The sequence below is a fragment of the Streptomyces sp. NBC_00075 genome (assembly GCF_045041225.1).
GTDB lineage: Bacteria > Actinomycetota > Actinomycetes > Streptomycetales > Streptomycetaceae > Streptomyces > Streptomyces adonidis.
The window spans coordinates 9,799,864-9,815,097 of sequence record NZ_CP108243.1; the positions used below are offsets into that span (position 1 = coordinate 9,799,864).

Here is a 15,234-nt window from a genome sequence, read left to right on the forward strand (position 1 = left end):
CTTGACCGACGCCAGATTGGCCAGGCTCCGGGCCGCGGCACCGCCCGCGTGACTGTGCGCCGCCACCCCGACGGCCGGCGACAGGACGTCGGACGCGGCTGGGACGAGACCCCGGTCGGCCAGAACAACCGCCAGCTCGTTGCGCACGTCCCCGGGCAGCGCGAGCGACATCGGATCCCGCTGAAGCTGGGAAACCAGGCCCCGTAGCAGGGTGCGTGACTCTTCGGCCAAGCCGAGCGCTTCGAGCAGAGCCACCAGATAGGCGAGATCCCGACCGGGATGAGGCCGCCGAAACAGATCGGGGACCTCGCTCAGCGCCACCACGGCCGAAGCCGCACTGCGGCGGGCGCCGGTGTCTCCGCGAAGGGCGAGTTCAGCCCGGTTGATGGCCTCCTGCCAGAGATCGGTCATGCGTCGTCACCACGCAGCTGACGCTCCATTGCCGCCTTCGCGGCGATGAACCTGAGTTCGGCGACCTGCGACGGATCGAGCAGCCTGCGCTGCGACCACTCATCGATCCGCTCGAACCACGACTCCGCCGAAGCGGCTGCCACAGCGACCGTCAACTCCTGGCCATGTACGGACTGTTGGGAAAGCGAGCTCGCCGGATGGACCACATCCATCAGATGCTCCACGTCGAACTGGTCGAAGCGGCTCATGGCTTCTCCGATGGTGGCAGCGAAGAGCACGTTGGCGGCCCGGTCGGCGGCGGCCCGGTCCGGGACCTGTTCCAGGAGGATGCCCACGATCACGGGCTCCTGGTCCTCGGGGAGACCCTTGACGACCGGTCCGCCGGAGTAGCCCGAGTAGTCGCCATAGGAGGGCTCGATGGCCCGACATCCGATGAGCAGTTCGCAGCCCCAGCTCCCCGCACGGTCCCCGGTCTCGGGAAGGAGCTCGGCGGCTCGCGTGGTGAGGGAGAGGCGGCCGTACGGACGGCTCAGGTCACGATCATGACGTCAGCGTGGAAATGTGCGACGTACTCCGGCAGATGCACGGTCACGGGGCCCTCTGCCTGTGGAGAGGAGTCCGGCTCCAGGTCTTGAGCATTGCTCGACAGACTGTGAGAAACGATCTTCGGTCTAGGACGTGATGCAGTCTCTGACCTGGTCTTTTTCATTGCTTGATAAAACCCGCTGTGGGTATTGCCACATCATGGGTGCTGGAGGGGCCCGCTAGGGTCTGTCCACTGCCTACAAACCTGTGTGTGCTCGGAGGACCCATGGCGTTCGGCTGGATCGACGAGCAGGCCGAGGCGCGTCGGCGCGCCGGACTCGTACGGACCCTGCGTCCGCGGCCCGCCGACTCGACGCTGCTCGACCTCGCGAGCAACGACTATCTGGGCCTCGCCCGGCACCCCGAGGTCACCGAGGGCGCCGCCCGGGCCGCCCGGCGCTGGGGCGGCGGGGCCACCGGGTCGCGGCTCGTCACCGGCAGCACCGAGCTGCACGCGGAACTCGAACGCGAACTGGCCGACTTCTGCGGCTTCGAGGCCGCCCTCGTCTTCTCCTCCGGCTACGCGGCCAACCTCGCCGCCGTCACCGCGCTCGCACCGCACGGCTCCCTCGTCGTCTCGGACGCGGGCAACCACGCCTCGCTGATCGACGGTTGCCGGCTGGCCCGGGGCACGACCCAGGTCGTCGGGCACGCCGATCCCGATGCCGTCCGCAAGGCGCTCGGCACCCACACCGGGCCCGCCGTGGCCGTGTCCGACACGGTCTTCTCGGTCGACGGGGACGCGGCACCGCTCGATCGACTTGCGGCCGCCTGCCGGGAGTTCGGTGCGGGGATGGTCGTCGACGACGCGCACGGGCTGGGGGTTCTGGGGGACGGCGGACGTGGCTCCGCGTACGCGGCCGGGCTCGCGGGGGCGTCGGACGTCGTCGTGACCGTCACGCTGTCCAAGTCGCTGGGGAGCCAAGGGGGTGCGGTCCTAGGACCCGCTCCGGTGATCGAGCACCTCGTCAACGCGGCCCGTACGTTCATCTTCGACACCGGGCTCGCCCCGGCGGCGGCGGGCGCGGCCCTCGCCGCCCTCACGCTGCTGCGCCGCGAGCCCGAACGGGCCGCACGCGCGCGTGCCGTGGCGCGCGATCTGCACACCCGGCTGACGGCACAGGGGCTGTCGGCGGTACGACCGGACGCCGCCGTCGTCTCCGTGCGCGCGCCGTCCCCGGAGGGGGCCGTGCGCTGGGCGGCCGACTGCCGGGCCGCCGGAGTCGGCGTGGGCTGCTTCCGCCCGCCGTCCGTGCCCGACGGAGTGTCCCGGCTGCGGCTGACCGCCCGTGCGGACCTGTCCGAGGAGCAGATCGCACGGGCGGTACGGGTGATCCGCGACAACAGACCGCAGATCACCGGGAAAACCGTTGATCAGTGACACGCGACCGTGAGTCGGCGGACCGCGGCCGTGCGTCCTAGGGCGATCACCTGAACGCGGTGAGGAAACCCGCCCAGCTCTCGGGGGAGAAGAGCAGGACAGGCCCGGTGGCGTTCTTGGAATCGCGTACGAACAGTCCGGACCGGGCTTCCGCGTCCGGACGGGCCGTCTCCACACAGTTGTTCGCGCCGGTGCTGTAGCTGCTGCGCAGCCATTGCACACCGGGCGGTTCGACGACGGACAGGACGTTCCGAGGCAGTGCGGTCATGGTGCCTCCTTACACGCCGTGTTGTAGACCGGCGATGAAATCCAACGAATCCTCGGGCGAAAGGGCGTGGATCTGAAGGGTGTTGAAGGCCTCGCTGTAGGCCTGGAGGTCTTCTTTCCGTTCGAGGTAGAGGCTACTCATCATCTGGTCGAGAACAACCACATCCAGGTCAGAAGTGCTCGGAAAAGAGAAGATAACGAAAGGGCCGGTGATGCCGGTGTAAGCCCCTGCGGTGAACGGCAGGATCTGGAGCCTCACTTGGGGCAGATGGGCCGCTTCCAGGAGCCGTTCCAGCTGACGCGTCATCACCTCTGGGCCACCCACTTCACGGCGCAGCACCGCCTCGTCGAGGACCGCGCTGAGCGCCAGCGGCGGATCCGAACGCAGCACGTCCTGCCGGGCCAGCCGCACCTCGACCAGGGCGTCGAGCCGGGTCTCCTCCAGGCCGTCCACGGCCGCCCGGGTCACCGCGCGGGCGTACTCCCGGGTTTGCAGCAGCCCCGGGACCACCGAGGTCTCCAGCGTGCGCATGGTGCTGGCCTGCGACTCCAGGCTGATGAAGTCCCGGTAGGTCGGCGGGAGTACACCACGGTAGGCGTGCCACCAGTGGTGCCGGCCGCCGTCCTCACCGCCCGCCAGTACGAGCAGCAGTTCGCGTGACTCGCCCTCCGGGACCTGGTAGGCATCGAGAAGTAACCGGACGTCCGCGGGTTTCACCCCGCTCGCGCCGGTCTCGATACGGCTGACTTTCGACTGGTGCCAGCCCACCAGACGGGCCGCCTGGCCACTTGTGAGTCCGGCCCGGGCACGCAGCGCGCGCAGTTCGGCACCCAGTTTTCGGCGGCGTACGGCGGGTCCGTACTGCATGGGCCACTCCTTACTCCTAATGAGCCGCCCAAATACGCTCTGGGGTCGCAGAGTTCACCGCTTCGAGCGACAGATATATGCATATCTTGGTGGATCGCACCCCGTGACCGGCGCGGGAATGGCAGTCTGGCGCGAAGCACCAGTCCGGGACCGTACTCGAACCAGCCGCTCCGTGTCGGGCTCCGGTTCCGTGGGAAAGGGACGACGCCGCCATGGCAGACCACCTGGAAGCATCCGTCACTCTGCCGAGCGATCCCGCCTCGGTCTCCGCCGCCCGCGCATATGTGGCCAACGTCCTGGCGGAATGGGGTCTGCCAGGGGACAGTGAGGTCGCCGAGACCATCCGTCTGATCGTTTCGGAACTCGCCACCAACGCCGTACAGCACACCTTCGGGTTGTCACCCACCTTCACGGTGGACGTCGCCCTCGACCGTGACGAACATCTGCGCATCGGGGTGACCGACAGTCACCCGCGCTTCCCCAAGCGACTGCCGGCCGCGGTGCAGCAGGACAACGGCCGCGGAATGGTCATCATCCGCTGGCTGACCGCCGAGTCGGGCGGCAGACTCCGCGTCCGCCCCACCCGCGAGGGCGGCAAGACGGTGTCGATCGAACTCCCGTGGACGGCCCCGGCGAGGCCCCCGGTCACGGCGGCGGGCCAGCAGGAGCCGTAAGGACAAACTGACAGGTATCGGTTCGTTCCTAGGCTCCGGTCCCGCCGACGTGGGCCCGCCCGAACGCGCCCCGCAGCAGGGCGCGGAAGGCGTCGGCGGCCGGGGCTGTCTCGTCGGTGCGGCGGACGACCGAGATCGTGCGGCGCAGGTCGCCGGGTTCCAGGAGCCGGGTGCCGACCGGGGTGACCGCCGTCCGCGCGACCATCTCCGGTACGACCGCCACCCCGAGGCCCGCGCTGACCAGCGCGCACACCAGGGCGTACCCCGGTGTCGCCACCAGCACCGACGGGGTCGCGCCGGCCCGGGCGAGGGCGGCCTCGACGCCCTGGCGGGGCGGATGGTCCGGCGCCATGCTGACCAGCGGCTGGCCCGCCAGCTCGGCCAGCGGCAGCCTCGACGCCTCCCCGGCCAGCACATGGCCGGGTGCGGTCACGAGGACCAGCTCCTCGACGAGGACCGGCTCGGCGGTGACTGATCCCGGTAGGGGCGCGGGTGGGGCCGGTTCGTAGGTGTGCGTGAGTGCGAGATCGACCTCCCCGGCGGCTACGGCGGCCACCCCGGCCGGCGGTTCGTAGTCCGCGACCGACAGCCGTACGTCCGGATGGGCCCGGCGGAACGCGCTCAGGACTGGTGGCAGCAGCTGGATCCCGGCCGTCTGGAAGGTGCCGAGACGGAGCGTGCCGCCCGACAGCCCGGTGAGTTGTGACAGTTCGTGCCGGGCGCGGTCCAGCTCGTCCAGTACCCGGCGGGCCCGTGCCACCAGCAGCTCGCCCGCCGGTGTGAGCCTGGCTCCCCGGTGATGCCGTACGAGCAGCGCGGTGCCCGTCTCCCGTTCCAGCTTGGCGAGTTGCTGCGAGAGCGCGGGCGGGGAGTAGCCGAGGCGCTCGGCGGCGCGGGTGATGGACCCGGCCTCGGCGACCGCCACGAGAGCGGCGAGGCGTGTGGGGTCGTACATCCTGCGGCTCCAGGGACGGAGGCGATGGCCAAGGCTTAACACCTGCTTAAGGCAGACCCAGGATATTCGACATACCTGCTGAAGGCCGGGCCGGGGCACGCTGGACGCCATGGACGCACAGCTCATCGCCTTCACCGGGGTCGCCGCGGGCATGGTCGCCATGCCGGGCGCAGATTTCACCGTCGTCGTGCGCAACGCCCTCGTCTCCCGGCGGGCCGGGGTCGCGTGTGCGCTGGGGATCACCGGCGGGCTGCTCCTGCACACCGCGCTGGCCGTCGCCGGTGTCGCCGCCGTGCTCACGGCGGTGCCCGCGCTCTTCCGCGCGCTGCAACTGCTGGGCGGAGCCTATGTGTTGTATCTCGGCGCGCGAACCCTGTGGTCGCTGCGCGGGCGCCGGGCCGAGGTGGCCGACGAGGCGCGGGCCGCCGTACGGCCGATGCGTCAGGGCTTCGTCACCAACGCGCTCAATCCCAAGGCGCCCATCACGTTCCTGAGTCTGCTGCCGCAGTTCGTGCCGGCGGGCGCTCCCGCCCTGCCCAGGACACTGCTGCTCGCGCTGATCATCGTGGCGCTGGCCCTGGTGTGGTTCCCGGCGGTGGCAATTCTGGTGGACCGGCTGGGGCGGTGGTTGCGCCGGCCACGGGCCGCCCGGGCCGTCGAGGCGGTCACCGGCACCGCGCTGACGGTCCTCGGGGCGCTGCTCCTGCTGGAGCCGCTGCTGTCGCTGTGACGGGCTGACGGGCTACGGGTCCCGGGGCGGGACGGCGGCTCCGGAAACCGCCGTACCGCCCCGGGGAGGTCAGCTGACCCGGCCGTACCAGACGCTCTTCGTCCAGATCTTCTGGAGCTTCACGACATCCCCGGTCTTCGGGGAGTGCCAGATCTTTCCCTTCCCGGCGTAGATGCCCACGTGGTAGACGTTCGAGCCCGAGTGGAAGAAGACCAGGTCCCCGCCGCGGCGGCTCTTGGCGGAGATGTGCTTGGTCTTGTTGTACTGGGCCGCCGCCGTACGAGGCAGCTTCTTGCCCGCCTTCTTGTACGAGTACAGCGTGAACCCTGAGCAGTCGAACCTGTTCGGTCCCGTGGCGCCGTACTTGTACGGAGAGCCCTTCTTGGAGGCCGCGATCTGAAGTGCCTTCGTCGACGGCGCGATTGCCGCGGCTTCGGTCGCGACTCCCGGTATCACCAGGGTGCCGCCCACGGCGGCGAGGGTGAGGGCCGAGGCCGTACCGGCTCGGGACATCATCGACGGAACACGATTGAGCGCAGACATGCGCAACCCTTCGTCAGCCGCCTGTGAAGGATGACCTGTCGGATTCGGGCTGGCGAAGTTGCCCGGCCGCTGACGCGGCTTCACCCCAAGGGCTGCTCGGCCCGGTCATGGCGTGACCGTCCCGGCGACCCGTCGTGCCTGGGTCCTCCACTCCTGCCGATGCACATCTGTCGACCGGTCATCCGGGAGGCGGCAGGACTCGGCGTCCACCCGGATCGCCCCACCGTTGTGGCGGGGGCTTGTCGTCAGGAAGGGATCTTGGCTCATGGAAGTAGGAAAATCCCAATGGAATCAGGGCTTTGTGGCGTTACTCACCCGTGACCCATTCGGGTGGACACCCGTACCCTCGGGCCAATTGGGCGAGGGTCGCGCACCCCCGGACCAGCACGGAAACATCGCGGTTCCGGCTGTCAACTACGCGCGTCGCGCAAGCCGAACGGGCCGACCGGGGGACATGTCGCTACGCCGAACGGGGGATGACTTCCAGTCACTCCCCGGCTCGTTCCGGACAGTCCGTCGCCGGGAGGGACGGGCCCGCCCGATACGGGTCCGCCGACCGGGTGGGTCAACTGGCGGGCTCACGCGGAACGGTGACACGCGCCGTTCGGCGCTCCCCGTCGAGAACGCGCAGCGCACGCGCCAGCGTATGGGCATGCACCTCCGCTTCGCCACGCTGATGCATCAACTCCAGCGCGTCCCGCAGCGCCACCGCCTTGGCGACCAGAGCCTGCGCGGCCCGCAGTCCGCGGTACGTGTCGCCGTGATAGGCGGGGTTGATACGGCCGAGCAGATCGGCCACTTCGAGGTAACGGTCGATCAACTCGCCCTCCGCGCGCGTCAGGGCGGGCAGCGGAGGCAGTTCGGGCGGAAGCATCGGTGGCTCACCTCGTGCCGGGGGCGGGGTCCGAGGACCTGCGGCTGGGCACGACGCGGTCCACCAGCCCGTACTCCAGGGCGGCCTGCGCGTCGAGGATCTTGTCCCGCTCGATGTCCGCGGCGACCTGCTCCGGGCTCTGTCCGGTGTGCCGTACGAGCAGTTCCTCCAGCAGGGTACGGATCCGGCCCATCTCCTGTGCCTGAATGGCCAGATCGCTCACCTGTCCCTGGATCGGCCCGGACAGCGAGGGCTGGTGGATCAGCACCCGGGCCCCCGGCAGCGCGCTGCGCTTGCCCGGCGTACCCGCGGCCAGCAGCACGGCCGCCGCGGAGGCCGCCTGCCCCAGACAGATCGTCTCGATGTCGCAGGTGACGAACTGCATCGTGTCGTAGATCGCCGTCATCGCGCTGAACGAGCCGCCGGGGGAGTTGATGTACAGCGAGATGTCCCGGTCGGGCGCCAGATATTCGAGATGCATGAACTGCGCCATCACGTCGTTGGCCGAGGTGTCGTCGACGGGCGTCCCCAGAAAGACGATCCGCTCCTCCAGCAGCTTCGAGTACGGATCCATCGTCCGGTGCCCGGCACTGGTGCGTTCGGTGAACTCGGGCAGGACATAGCGGGCTGACGGTTCGTCGGTGTCGTTCATGGGACGCGCCTCCTCGATGGCTTCCGTAAGAAATGTACAGGACGTACAGAGATCGACGCGAGAGGGCACATGAGCTTTTCGGCCCAGGGTTCGGCAGCGCCCCATAGGGGCGCGGGGAACTGCGCGATCAGCCACGGCGCCGCCGCAGTGAACCGACAACCCTTCGCCGCACCCCAAGCGGAGCGCTTACGCTGGAGCACATGGCCTACGAGATTCCGGTGACGCAAGCCAGGGCTGAACTCGCCGACCTGATCAACAAGGTGGTGTACGGCGGTGAGCGCGTCGTCGTGACGCGGCACGGCAAGCCCCTCGTCGCCCTGGTCTCCGCGGCCGACCTGGAACGCCTGGACAAGCTGGACGCGGCGGAGGAGCAGGTCGTCAGCGCCGTCTCCAGCGTCCGGGAGGTCGGTGCCGCGCCCGTCGAACGACAGCGGTTCGGTATCGCGGCGGAGCACCGGGGGCCCGGGGCGCGCTGATCGCGCGGCCAGGACGTGGACGTACGGGACCGGGTGCCCCCGTCCGCTGTGGCGGGGACACCCGGTCGGTTTCGTCGCGGGCGGTCAGTTCACCAGGGCGGGTTCCCGCTCGGCGGCCGGCGCCGGTTCGCTGTTCCCGTCCTCCTTGCGGCGCTTGAGCGCGCTGCCCAGCAGGACCGAGCCCAGGCCCAGCGCCGCCCACCAGGTCAGGGTCAGGGCGGGACCGAGGGCCGCCGCGCCGTCGAAGAACGACACCGAGCGGAGCAGCGAGGCACCCGCACCCGGCGGCAGCCACTGACCGATCGTGCCGGCCGGCTCGGGCAGGAGGTGCGGGGCGCCGGACGCCCCGGAGAACGGGTTGCCGATCAGGACGACGGTCAGACCGCCGAGGCCGATTCCCGCGGGTCCGAGCAGTGCGGCGAGTCCGGCGACCGCGCCGCTCACGGCGAGCGCCGTCAGCCCCAGCACGGCGGCCTCGGTCCACCAGTCGCCGGTGAGCACCCCGAGCCAGCTGTGCGTGATCGCGGCGGCGACCACACCGACCAGCACGGCGCTCCCGAGCAGGGCGCCGGCCGCACGTACCCCGCGCAGCCCGAGCAGGGTGACCACCGCACCGGCGGCCACACCGGCGAGCGCCAGCGGCAGCACGCTTGCGCCGAAGGCGGCGCCGCGCGGGTCGTTCGCGGCGGCGGGGACGACGTCGACGGTCGTGACCCGGGCGCCGGACCGCTCGGCCTGGGTGGTCACCGCCTGCTGGAGGAGCTGGGCGACGAGGGGGCTCGCGGCCGACGCGGTGAGCAGCTTCGGGCCCTGGGTGGTGACGACCACGGCGCCGTATACGGTCCGGTCCTCGATGGCGTCCCGGGCGGCGGCCTCGTCGGCGTACCGGTGGATCTCGAAGGCGCCCTCGTGGGCCGACAGCTGCTGCTCGACCTGGGTGACCGCGGCGGCCGGGCCCGCCACGCCGAGCGGCAGGTCGCGGGGCGCGGTGCGGGCGGCGGGCCAGGCGAAGGCCCAGAGCGCCAGCGCGACCAGGACGGGGACCAGGACGACTACGGCGATCATGCGGCGGCGGTGCCCCATGGCTTCTTCCTCGACTCTCGAATCGACGTGGGCTGTGTGGCTGAGTGGACCTAAAAAGAAGGATCGTTCGTTTTAGGTGTGCCACCACCGTCCTGCGATCGGCGTCCCTTGTCAAGAAGGAATGTTCGTTTTACTTTTGACGGCATGGCCCGTGTATCCCAGGAACACCTCGACGCCCGACGCCGTCAGATCCTCGACGGGGCGGCACTCTGCTTCGCCCGCAACGGCTTCCACGCCACGTCGATGCAGGACGTGCTCAAGGCGGTCGACCTCTCCGCCGGGGCCGTCTACCGCTACTTCAGCGGCAAGGAGGAGCTGATCGCCGCCATCGTCACCGAGGTGCTGGAGGAGGTCCGCTCCGCCTTCGAGGCCGCGGGGGGGCAGAGCCCGCCTCCGCCGCCGGACGTGATGGTGGGGGAGGTGATGGGCCGGATGATGGGGTCGCGCCCGGGGCTGGCGGAGGAAGGGGCGGCCGTCTTTCCCCGGCTGATCGTCCAGGTGTGGGCCGAGACCCTGCGCAACGACGACCTGTCGAAGGCGCTGAACGAGGGGTACGCGAAGGTCCGCACGGTGTGGGTGGGCCTGGTCGAGCGGTACCAGGAAGCCGGGATGATGCGGGCCGACGTACCGGCCGAGAGTGTCGCGCGGACCATGATCGCGGCCGCTCAGGGCTACGTCGCGCAGATGGCCCTCTTCGGCAGCGCGCCGGTCGAAGTACTCCAGGAGGGGCTTCGCGGTCTGATGAGCATGGGCGGGCCCGCTTCCGGCGACCGGGATGGATCACGCGCCGGTTAACGTCCTTGAAACTCCGGCCAACTAGCGTGCCCATTCGCGCCACCAGCGGTTTTGGTGGCATCGGCAACCGGACCCCGCACGGTCCGGAGCGAGGATGTGAGGTGGGACGCCGTGCAACTGACTCCGCACGAGCAGGAGAGGCTGCTGATCCATGTGGCGGCGGACGTGGCCGAGAAGCGCCGGGCGCGAGGGCTCAGACTGAACCACCCCGAGGCGATCGCGCTGATCACCTCGCACATCCTCGAGGGCGCCCGTGACGGCCGTACGGTCGCCGAGCTGATGTCCTCCGGGCGCAAGATCCTGACCAGGGAGGACGTCATGGAGGGCATCCCCGAGATGATCCACGACGTCCAGGTCGAGGCGACCTTCCCGGACGGCACCAAGCTCGTCACCGTCCACGACCCGATCGTCTGAGGGGAGGGCTGCCGTGATTCCCGGAGAGATCCTGTTCGCCGACGGCCCCGTTGTGTACAACGAGGGCCGCGAGGTCACGTCGATGACCGTGCTGAACGCCGCCGACCGGCCCGTCCAGGTCGGCTCCCACTACCACTTCGCCGAGGCCAACCCCGGCCTGGAGTTCGACCGTGCGGCGGCGCGCGGCAAGCGGCTCAACATCGCCGCCGGCACCGCCGTACGCTTCGAGCCCGGGATCCCCGTCGACGTAGAACTCGTTCCGCTCACCGGCGCGCGCATCGTGCCCGGGCTGCGCGGGGAGACCGGAGGTGCCCTCGATGCCTGAGATCTCGCGTGCCGCGTACGCCGATCTTTTCGGCCCCACCACCGGTGACCGGATCCGGCTCGCCGACACCGACCTGATCGTCCAGATCGAGGAGGATCGTTCCGGCGGTCCGGGTCTCGCCGGTGACGAGGCGGTGTTCGGCGGTGGCAAGGTCATCCGCGAATCCATGGGCCAGGCGCGCGCTACGCGCGCAGATGGCACCCCGGACACGGTCATCACGGGTGCCGTGATCATCGACCACTGGGGGATCGTCAAGGCCGACATCGGCATCCGCGACGGCCGGATCACCGGCATCGGCAAGGCCGGCAACCCCGACACGATGGACGGGATCCACCCCGACCTGGTCATCGGTCCGGAGACCGAGATCATCGCGGGCAACGGCCGGATCGTGACGGCGGGCGCGATCGACGCGCACGTCCACCTGATCTGCCCGCAGATCGCCGACGAGGCGCTGGCGTCGGGCGTCACGACGCTCGTGGGTGGCGGTACCGGGCCTGCCGAGGGTTCGAAGGCGACCACGGTCACCCCCGGCCCCTGGCACCTCGCCCGGATGCTGGAGGCGATGGAGCAGTACCCCCTCAACTTCGGCCTGCTCGGCAAGGGCAACACCGTCTCGCACGACGCGATGCTCTCCCAGATCCGCGGCGGCGCCCTCGGCCTGAAGATCCACGAGGACTGGGGCTCGACCCCGGCGGCCATCGACGCGGCCCTGACGGTCGCCGACCGGACGGGCATCCAGGTCGCCATCCACACGGACACGCTCAACGAGGCCGGTTTCGTGGCCGACACGCTCGCGGCGATCGCGGGCCGGGGCATTCACGCCTACCACACCGAGGGTGCGGGCGGCGGGCACGCGCCGGACATCATGTCCGTGGTCTCCGAGCCACACGTCCTGCCCAGCTCGACCAACCCCACACGCCCCTACACCGTCAACACGGCCGAGGAACACCTCGACATGCTGATGGTCTGCCACCACCTGAACCCGGCGGTGCCGGAGGACCTGGCGTTCGCCGAGTCGCGGATCCGGCCGTCGACGATCGGGGCGGAGGACATACTGCACGACCTGGGTGCGATCTCGATCATCTCGTCCGACGCGCAGGCGATGGGCCGGGTGGGCGAGGTCATCATGCGCACGTGGCAGACGGCCCACGTGATGAAACGCCGCCGGGGAGCCCTGCCGGGCGACGGCAGCGCCGACAACCACCGTGTACGTCGCTATGTCGCCAAGTACACGATCAACCCGGCGCTCGCGCAGGGTCTCGCGGGGGAGGTGGGCTCCGTGGAGACGGGCAAGCTCGCCGACCTGGTCCTCTGGGAGCCCGCGTTCTTCGGGGTCAAGCCGCATCTCGTCATCAAGGGCGGGCAGATCGCGTACGCGCAGATGGGCGACGCGAATGCCTCGATCCCGACTCCGCAGCCGATCCTGCCCCGGCCGATGTTCGGCGCGATCGGCCGGGCGCCGGCGTCCAACTCCTTCAACTTCGTAGCCCAGTTGGCGATCGAGGACGGGCTGCCGGAGCGGCTCCAGCTCGGGAAGCGGTTCGTGGCGATCGAGTCCACGCGAGCCGTGACCAAGGCCGACATGCGGGAGAACGACGCGCGTCCGGAGGTACGGATCAACCCCGACAGTTTCGCCGTGCACATCGACGGGGAGCTGGTCGAGGCCACTCCGGCGGCCGAACTGCCCATGGCTCAGCGCTACTTCCTCTTCTGATGGGGAGGCGGTTCCAGTGAGCAGGGCGGCGTTGCTGGTCCTGGCCGACGGCCGCTTTCCCGCCGGGGGGCACGCGCACTCCGGCGGGGCCGAGGTCGCGGTGAAAGCGGGGCGTATCACCGGGGCGGCGAGCCTGGAGGAGTTCTGCCGGGGGCGGTTGCACACGGCTGGGCTGGTGTCTGCGGCGCTGGCGGCGGCTGCGGCGCGTGGGGTCGATCCCGTGCTGTTGGACGCTGCGGCCGATGCCCGGACGCCGTCGCCGGCGTTGCGGGTCGCCGCGCGGAAGCTGGGGCGGCAGTTGATGCGGGCGGCGCGGGCGACGTGGCCGTCGGCCGAACTGGACGCGCTGGCGAGGGAGTTCCCCAAGGGGGCGCATCAGCCGGTGGTGTTGGGGCTGGCTGCTCGGGCGGCGGGGTTGGGGCCGGAGGATGCGGCGTACTGCTCGGTGTACGAGAGCGTGAGTGGGCCTGCGTCGGCTGTCGTGCGGTTGCTGAGTCTTGATCCGTTCGATGCGACGGGGGTGTTGGCTCGGTTGGCGCCGGAGCTGGACCGGGTGGTGGATCGGGCGGTGGAGGCGGCGGTCGGGGGTGACGTCGATGCGTTGCCTGCGGCTTCCGCGCCGATGTTGGAGGTGGGGGCGGAGGGGCATGCGGGGTGGGCGGTGCGGTTGTTCGCGTCGTAGTTTTTTCGCCCCCGCCGCCCCTACCCGTCCCATCCTTGGGGGCTGCGCCCCCAGACCCCCCTTTGTCCTCAAACGCCGGACGGGCTGAAATGTCCCGGCCGGCGCTGAAGATCAAGCCTCGGCCGGCACCATCCAGCCCGTCCGGCGTTTGAGGACAAGGCCCGTTCAGGGTCGGAGTGGGGGTCTGGGGGCGGAGCCCCCAGGGGATGGGAACGGGTAGGGGCGGCGGGGGCGAAACAAGATCCCGGGACACACCACAGCACACAGCGACCAGAACAGGAGCCGTATCTCATGCATCTCGACCACTCCCACGCCCACGCCGGCGCAGCCGTCAGTGCCGACGCCCGTCGGCCCGACGGCACCCGCCGCGCCCTCCGCATCGGCCTGGGCGGCCCCGTCGGCTCCGGCAAGACCGCCACCGTCGCCGCCCTCTGCCGAGCCCTCCGCGAAGAACTGTCCCTCGCCGTCGTCACGAACGACATCTACACCCGAGAGGACGCAGAGTTCCTGCTCCGGGAGGCCGTGCTGCCGCCCGAGCGGATCACCGCCGTGGAGACCGGCGCCTGCCCGCACACCGCCATCCGCGACGACATCTCCGCGAACCTCGAAGCCGTCGAGGACCTGGAGGACGAGGTCGGCCCGCTCGACATCGTGCTCGTCGAGTCCGGCGGCGACAACCTCACCGCCACCTTCTCGAAGGGCCTCGTCGACGCGCAGATCTTCGTCATCGACGTGGCCGGAGGGGACGACATCCCCCGCAAGGGCGGCCCCGGCGTCACCACCGCCGACCTGCTCGTCGTCAACAAGACCGACCTCGCGCCGTACGTCGGCTCCGACCTCGGCCGGATGGCCGCCGACGCCAAGGCGGCCCGCGGAGAGATGCCCGTCGTCTTCCAGTCGCTCCGCAGCGAGGCCGGCGTCACGGACGTCGCCCTCTGGGTGCGCGCGCAGCTCGCGACGTGGACGGCATGACGACGGCCGGCGTACGGGCCACCGCACGGATCGCCGCCCGGGCCGACGGCCGCGGCGGCACCGACCTGCCGGTGCTTGAAGGGGACGGTCCGCTCGCCCTCCGCCGCATCCGCGCGCACGGCGACGAGGCCCGCGTCATGCTGGTCGGCGCCATGAGCGGCCCCCTCGGCGGCGACCACTTCACCGTCGAGGCGGAGGTCGGGGAAGGCGCCCGACTCCATCTCGCGTCCGCCGCGGCCACCATCGCCCTGCCCGGCCAGGCGAAGGGCGAGGCCCGCTACGACGTACGGATCCGCGTTGCCGACGGAGGCGAACTCCGCTGGCTGCCCGAACAGTTGATCTGCGCCCAGGGCAGCGAGCTGTACGTCGGCACGCGTGTCGAGCTCGCGCCCGGTGCCCGGCTCGTGTTCCGCGAGGAACAGGTGCTCGGACGCTCCGGTGAGGAACCCGGACGCCTCGGCAGCCGTCTCACGGTGCGGGTCGGGGGACGCGTCGTCCTCGACCAGGAGCTGGCCTGCGGCCCCGGAGCGCCGGGCGGCTGGGACGGGCCCGCCGTACTGGCGGGACATCGCGCCCTCGGCCAACTCGTCGTCGTACGGCCGGAGTTCGTGGACGCGCCGGTGAAGGCGCGGATGCTGGGGGAGGGGGCCGCGCTCATGCCGCTCGCCGGGCCCGTCGCACTGGTGACCGCCCTCGCACCGGACGCCCTGCGCCTGCGACGGGTGCTGGACGAGGCGCTGGCGGCCCTGGAAGCCCCCCACAGCGACTGATCCCCGGCCATCCGCTGAGCGGAACTCCCGTCACCGTTTATCGGATTGGCAAAGAAGGCCGCT

Annotated in this window: 19 protein-coding genes and 1 riboswitch; of the genes, 11 read left to right on the forward strand and 8 right to left on the reverse strand. The window is 70.6% G+C overall.

What is annotated here, in order from left to right:
• Positions 1 to 407: 407 nt before the first annotated feature.
• Positions 408 to 752, reverse strand: a complete 345-nt coding sequence (locus tag OG787_RS42895; RefSeq protein WP_405538915.1) for a hypothetical protein — start codon at positions 750 to 752, stop codon at positions 408 to 410.
• Between the two features lie 470 nt (positions 753 to 1,222).
• Here OG787_RS42895 and OG787_RS42900 point away from each other — a divergent pair, with 470 nt between their 5' ends.
• Positions 1,223 to 2,377: an 8-amino-7-oxononanoate synthase gene (locus OG787_RS42900; RefSeq protein WP_405540752.1), complete on the forward strand. Its 1,155-nt coding sequence runs from the start codon at positions 1,223 to 1,225 to the stop codon at positions 2,375 to 2,377.
• A gap of 46 nt (positions 2,378 to 2,423) precedes the next feature.
• On the opposite strand, the gene OG787_RS42905 is transcribed toward OG787_RS42900, so the two are convergent.
• Positions 2,424 to 2,645 carry a DUF397 domain-containing protein gene (locus OG787_RS42905; RefSeq protein WP_369036297.1) on the reverse strand — a complete coding sequence of 74 codons (222 nt, stop codon included), beginning with the start codon at positions 2,643 to 2,645 and terminating at the stop codon, positions 2,424 to 2,426.
• A 9-nt stretch (positions 2,646 to 2,654) separates the two neighbouring features.
• Entirely contained in the window at positions 2,655 to 3,512 is an 858-nt protein-coding gene (locus tag OG787_RS42910; protein ID WP_369036298.1) for a helix-turn-helix domain-containing protein, read from the reverse strand.
• A gap of 212 nt (positions 3,513 to 3,724) precedes the next feature.
• Here OG787_RS42910 and OG787_RS42915 point away from each other — a divergent pair, with 212 nt between their 5' ends.
• Entirely contained in the window at positions 3,725 to 4,186 is a 462-nt protein-coding gene (locus OG787_RS42915; RefSeq protein WP_369036299.1) for an ATP-binding protein, read from the forward strand.
• A 28-nt stretch (positions 4,187 to 4,214) separates the two neighbouring features.
• Here the strand turns inward: OG787_RS42915 and OG787_RS42920 are convergent, their stop codons facing one another.
• Positions 4,215 to 5,141 (reverse strand): LysR family transcriptional regulator, encoded by a 927-nt coding sequence (locus OG787_RS42920; protein WP_369036300.1) that lies wholly within the window; start codon positions 5,139 to 5,141, stop codon positions 4,215 to 4,217.
• Between the two features lie 109 nt (positions 5,142 to 5,250).
• On the opposite strand from OG787_RS42920, the gene OG787_RS42925 reads away from it, so the two are divergent.
• Entirely contained in the window at positions 5,251 to 5,871 is a 621-nt protein-coding gene (locus OG787_RS42925) for a LysE family translocator (RefSeq protein ID WP_405538916.1), read from the forward strand.
• A gap of 69 nt (positions 5,872 to 5,940) precedes the next feature.
• Here OG787_RS42925 and OG787_RS42930 read toward each other — a convergent pair whose 3' ends face one another.
• The 3 genes from OG787_RS42930 to OG787_RS42940 all read right to left on the reverse strand — a co-directional run bounded on the left by OG787_RS42930 (position 5,941) and on the right by OG787_RS42940 (position 7,940).
• A complete protein-coding gene (locus tag OG787_RS42930) occupies positions 5,941 to 6,414 on the reverse strand; it encodes a C40 family peptidase (RefSeq protein WP_369036302.1) in 474 nt (157 codons plus the stop codon).
• Positions 6,415 to 6,417: 3 nt separating this feature from the next.
• Positions 6,418 to 6,629, reverse strand: a riboswitch (cyclic di-AMP (ydaO/yuaA leader).
• Between the two features lie 350 nt (positions 6,630 to 6,979).
• Entirely contained in the window at positions 6,980 to 7,288 is a 309-nt protein-coding gene (locus OG787_RS42935; protein ID WP_006374491.1) for a hypothetical protein, read from the reverse strand.
• A 7-nt stretch (positions 7,289 to 7,295) separates the two neighbouring features.
• Complete coding sequence (locus OG787_RS42940) at positions 7,296 to 7,940, reverse strand: ATP-dependent Clp protease proteolytic subunit (RefSeq protein ID WP_369036303.1); 645 nt, start codon at positions 7,938 to 7,940, stop codon at positions 7,296 to 7,298.
• A gap of 200 nt (positions 7,941 to 8,140) precedes the next feature.
• Between OG787_RS42940 and OG787_RS42945 the strand changes: the two genes are divergently transcribed.
• Positions 8,141 to 8,416, forward strand: coding sequence for a type II toxin-antitoxin system Phd/YefM family antitoxin (locus OG787_RS42945; RefSeq protein ID WP_369036304.1), 276 nt, complete (start codon positions 8,141 to 8,143; stop codon positions 8,414 to 8,416).
• Positions 8,417 to 8,500: 84 nt separating this feature from the next.
• Here the strand turns inward: OG787_RS42945 and OG787_RS42950 are convergent, their stop codons facing one another.
• Positions 8,501 to 9,499: an ABC transporter permease gene (locus tag OG787_RS42950; RefSeq protein WP_405538918.1), complete on the reverse strand. Its 999-nt coding sequence runs from the start codon at positions 9,497 to 9,499 to the stop codon at positions 8,501 to 8,503.
• A gap of 144 nt (positions 9,500 to 9,643) precedes the next feature.
• On the opposite strand from OG787_RS42950, the gene OG787_RS42955 reads away from it, so the two are divergent.
• The 7 genes from OG787_RS42955 to OG787_RS42985 all read left to right on the forward strand — a co-directional run bounded on the left by OG787_RS42955 (position 9,644) and on the right by OG787_RS42985 (position 15,171).
• Positions 9,644 to 10,294, forward strand: coding sequence for a TetR/AcrR family transcriptional regulator (locus OG787_RS42955; RefSeq protein WP_369036306.1), 651 nt, complete (start codon positions 9,644 to 9,646; stop codon positions 10,292 to 10,294).
• A gap of 111 nt (positions 10,295 to 10,405) precedes the next feature.
• Positions 10,406 to 10,708, forward strand: coding sequence for an urease subunit gamma (locus OG787_RS42960; RefSeq protein ID WP_369036307.1), 303 nt, complete (start codon positions 10,406 to 10,408; stop codon positions 10,706 to 10,708).
• Positions 10,709 to 10,721: 13 nt separating this feature from the next.
• A complete protein-coding gene (locus tag OG787_RS42965; protein ID WP_055535474.1) occupies positions 10,722 to 11,033 on the forward strand; it encodes an urease subunit beta in 312 nt (103 codons plus the stop codon).
• On the forward strand, positions 11,026 to 12,747 hold the full coding sequence (locus OG787_RS42970; RefSeq protein ID WP_369036308.1) for an urease subunit alpha: 1,722 nt from the start codon (positions 11,026 to 11,028) through the stop codon (positions 12,745 to 12,747). Before OG787_RS42965 ends, OG787_RS42970 begins: the two co-directional genes overlap by 8 nt.
• Positions 12,748 to 12,763: 16 nt before the next feature.
• A complete protein-coding gene (locus OG787_RS42975) occupies positions 12,764 to 13,429 on the forward strand; it encodes an urease accessory protein UreF (protein ID WP_405538919.1) in 666 nt (221 codons plus the stop codon).
• Between the two features lie 291 nt (positions 13,430 to 13,720).
• Complete coding sequence (gene ureG, locus OG787_RS42980; RefSeq protein ID WP_405538920.1) at positions 13,721 to 14,401, forward strand: urease accessory protein UreG; 681 nt, start codon at positions 13,721 to 13,723, stop codon at positions 14,399 to 14,401.
• A complete protein-coding gene (locus OG787_RS42985; protein WP_405538921.1) occupies positions 14,398 to 15,171 on the forward strand; it encodes an urease accessory protein UreD in 774 nt (257 codons plus the stop codon). Before ureG ends, OG787_RS42985 begins: the two co-directional genes overlap by 4 nt.
• The last annotated feature ends 63 nt before the right edge of the window (positions 15,172 to 15,234 follow it).

Excerpts from the sequence above, each read along its gene's own strand:
- OG787_RS42900 (WP_405540752.1), top strand. The coding sequence starts at position 1,223 with ATGGCGTTCGGCTGGATCGACGAGCAGGCCGAGGCGCGTCGGCGCGCC.
- OG787_RS42905 (WP_369036297.1), bottom strand. The coding sequence starts at position 2,645 with ATGACCGCACTGCCTCGGAACGTCCTGTCCGTCGTCGAACCGCCCGGT.
- OG787_RS42910 (WP_369036298.1), bottom strand. The coding sequence starts at position 3,512 with ATGCAGTACGGACCCGCCGTACGCCGCCGAAAACTGGGTGCCGAACTG.
- OG787_RS42915 (WP_369036299.1), top strand. The coding sequence starts at position 3,725 with ATGGCAGACCACCTGGAAGCATCCGTCACTCTGCCGAGCGATCCCGCC.
- OG787_RS42920 (WP_369036300.1), bottom strand. The coding sequence starts at position 5,141 with ATGTACGACCCCACACGCCTCGCCGCTCTCGTGGCGGTCGCCGAGGCC.
- OG787_RS42925 (WP_405538916.1), top strand. The coding sequence starts at position 5,251 with ATGGACGCACAGCTCATCGCCTTCACCGGGGTCGCCGCGGGCATGGTC.
- OG787_RS42930 (WP_369036302.1), bottom strand. The coding sequence starts at position 6,414 with ATGTCTGCGCTCAATCGTGTTCCGTCGATGATGTCCCGAGCCGGTACG.
- OG787_RS42935 (WP_006374491.1), bottom strand. The coding sequence starts at position 7,288 with ATGCTTCCGCCCGAACTGCCTCCGCTGCCCGCCCTGACGCGCGCGGAG.
- OG787_RS42940 (WP_369036303.1), bottom strand. The coding sequence starts at position 7,940 with ATGAACGACACCGACGAACCGTCAGCCCGCTATGTCCTGCCCGAGTTC.
- OG787_RS42945 (WP_369036304.1), top strand. The coding sequence starts at position 8,141 with ATGGCCTACGAGATTCCGGTGACGCAAGCCAGGGCTGAACTCGCCGAC.
- OG787_RS42950 (WP_405538918.1), bottom strand. The coding sequence starts at position 9,499 with ATGGGGCACCGCCGCCGCATGATCGCCGTAGTCGTCCTGGTCCCCGTC.
- OG787_RS42955 (WP_369036306.1), top strand. The coding sequence starts at position 9,644 with ATGGCCCGTGTATCCCAGGAACACCTCGACGCCCGACGCCGTCAGATC.
- OG787_RS42970 (WP_369036308.1), top strand. The coding sequence starts at position 11,026 with ATGCCTGAGATCTCGCGTGCCGCGTACGCCGATCTTTTCGGCCCCACC.
- ureG (WP_405538920.1), top strand. The coding sequence starts at position 13,721 with ATGCATCTCGACCACTCCCACGCCCACGCCGGCGCAGCCGTCAGTGCC.
- OG787_RS42985 (WP_405538921.1), top strand. The coding sequence starts at position 14,398 with ATGACGACGGCCGGCGTACGGGCCACCGCACGGATCGCCGCCCGGGCC.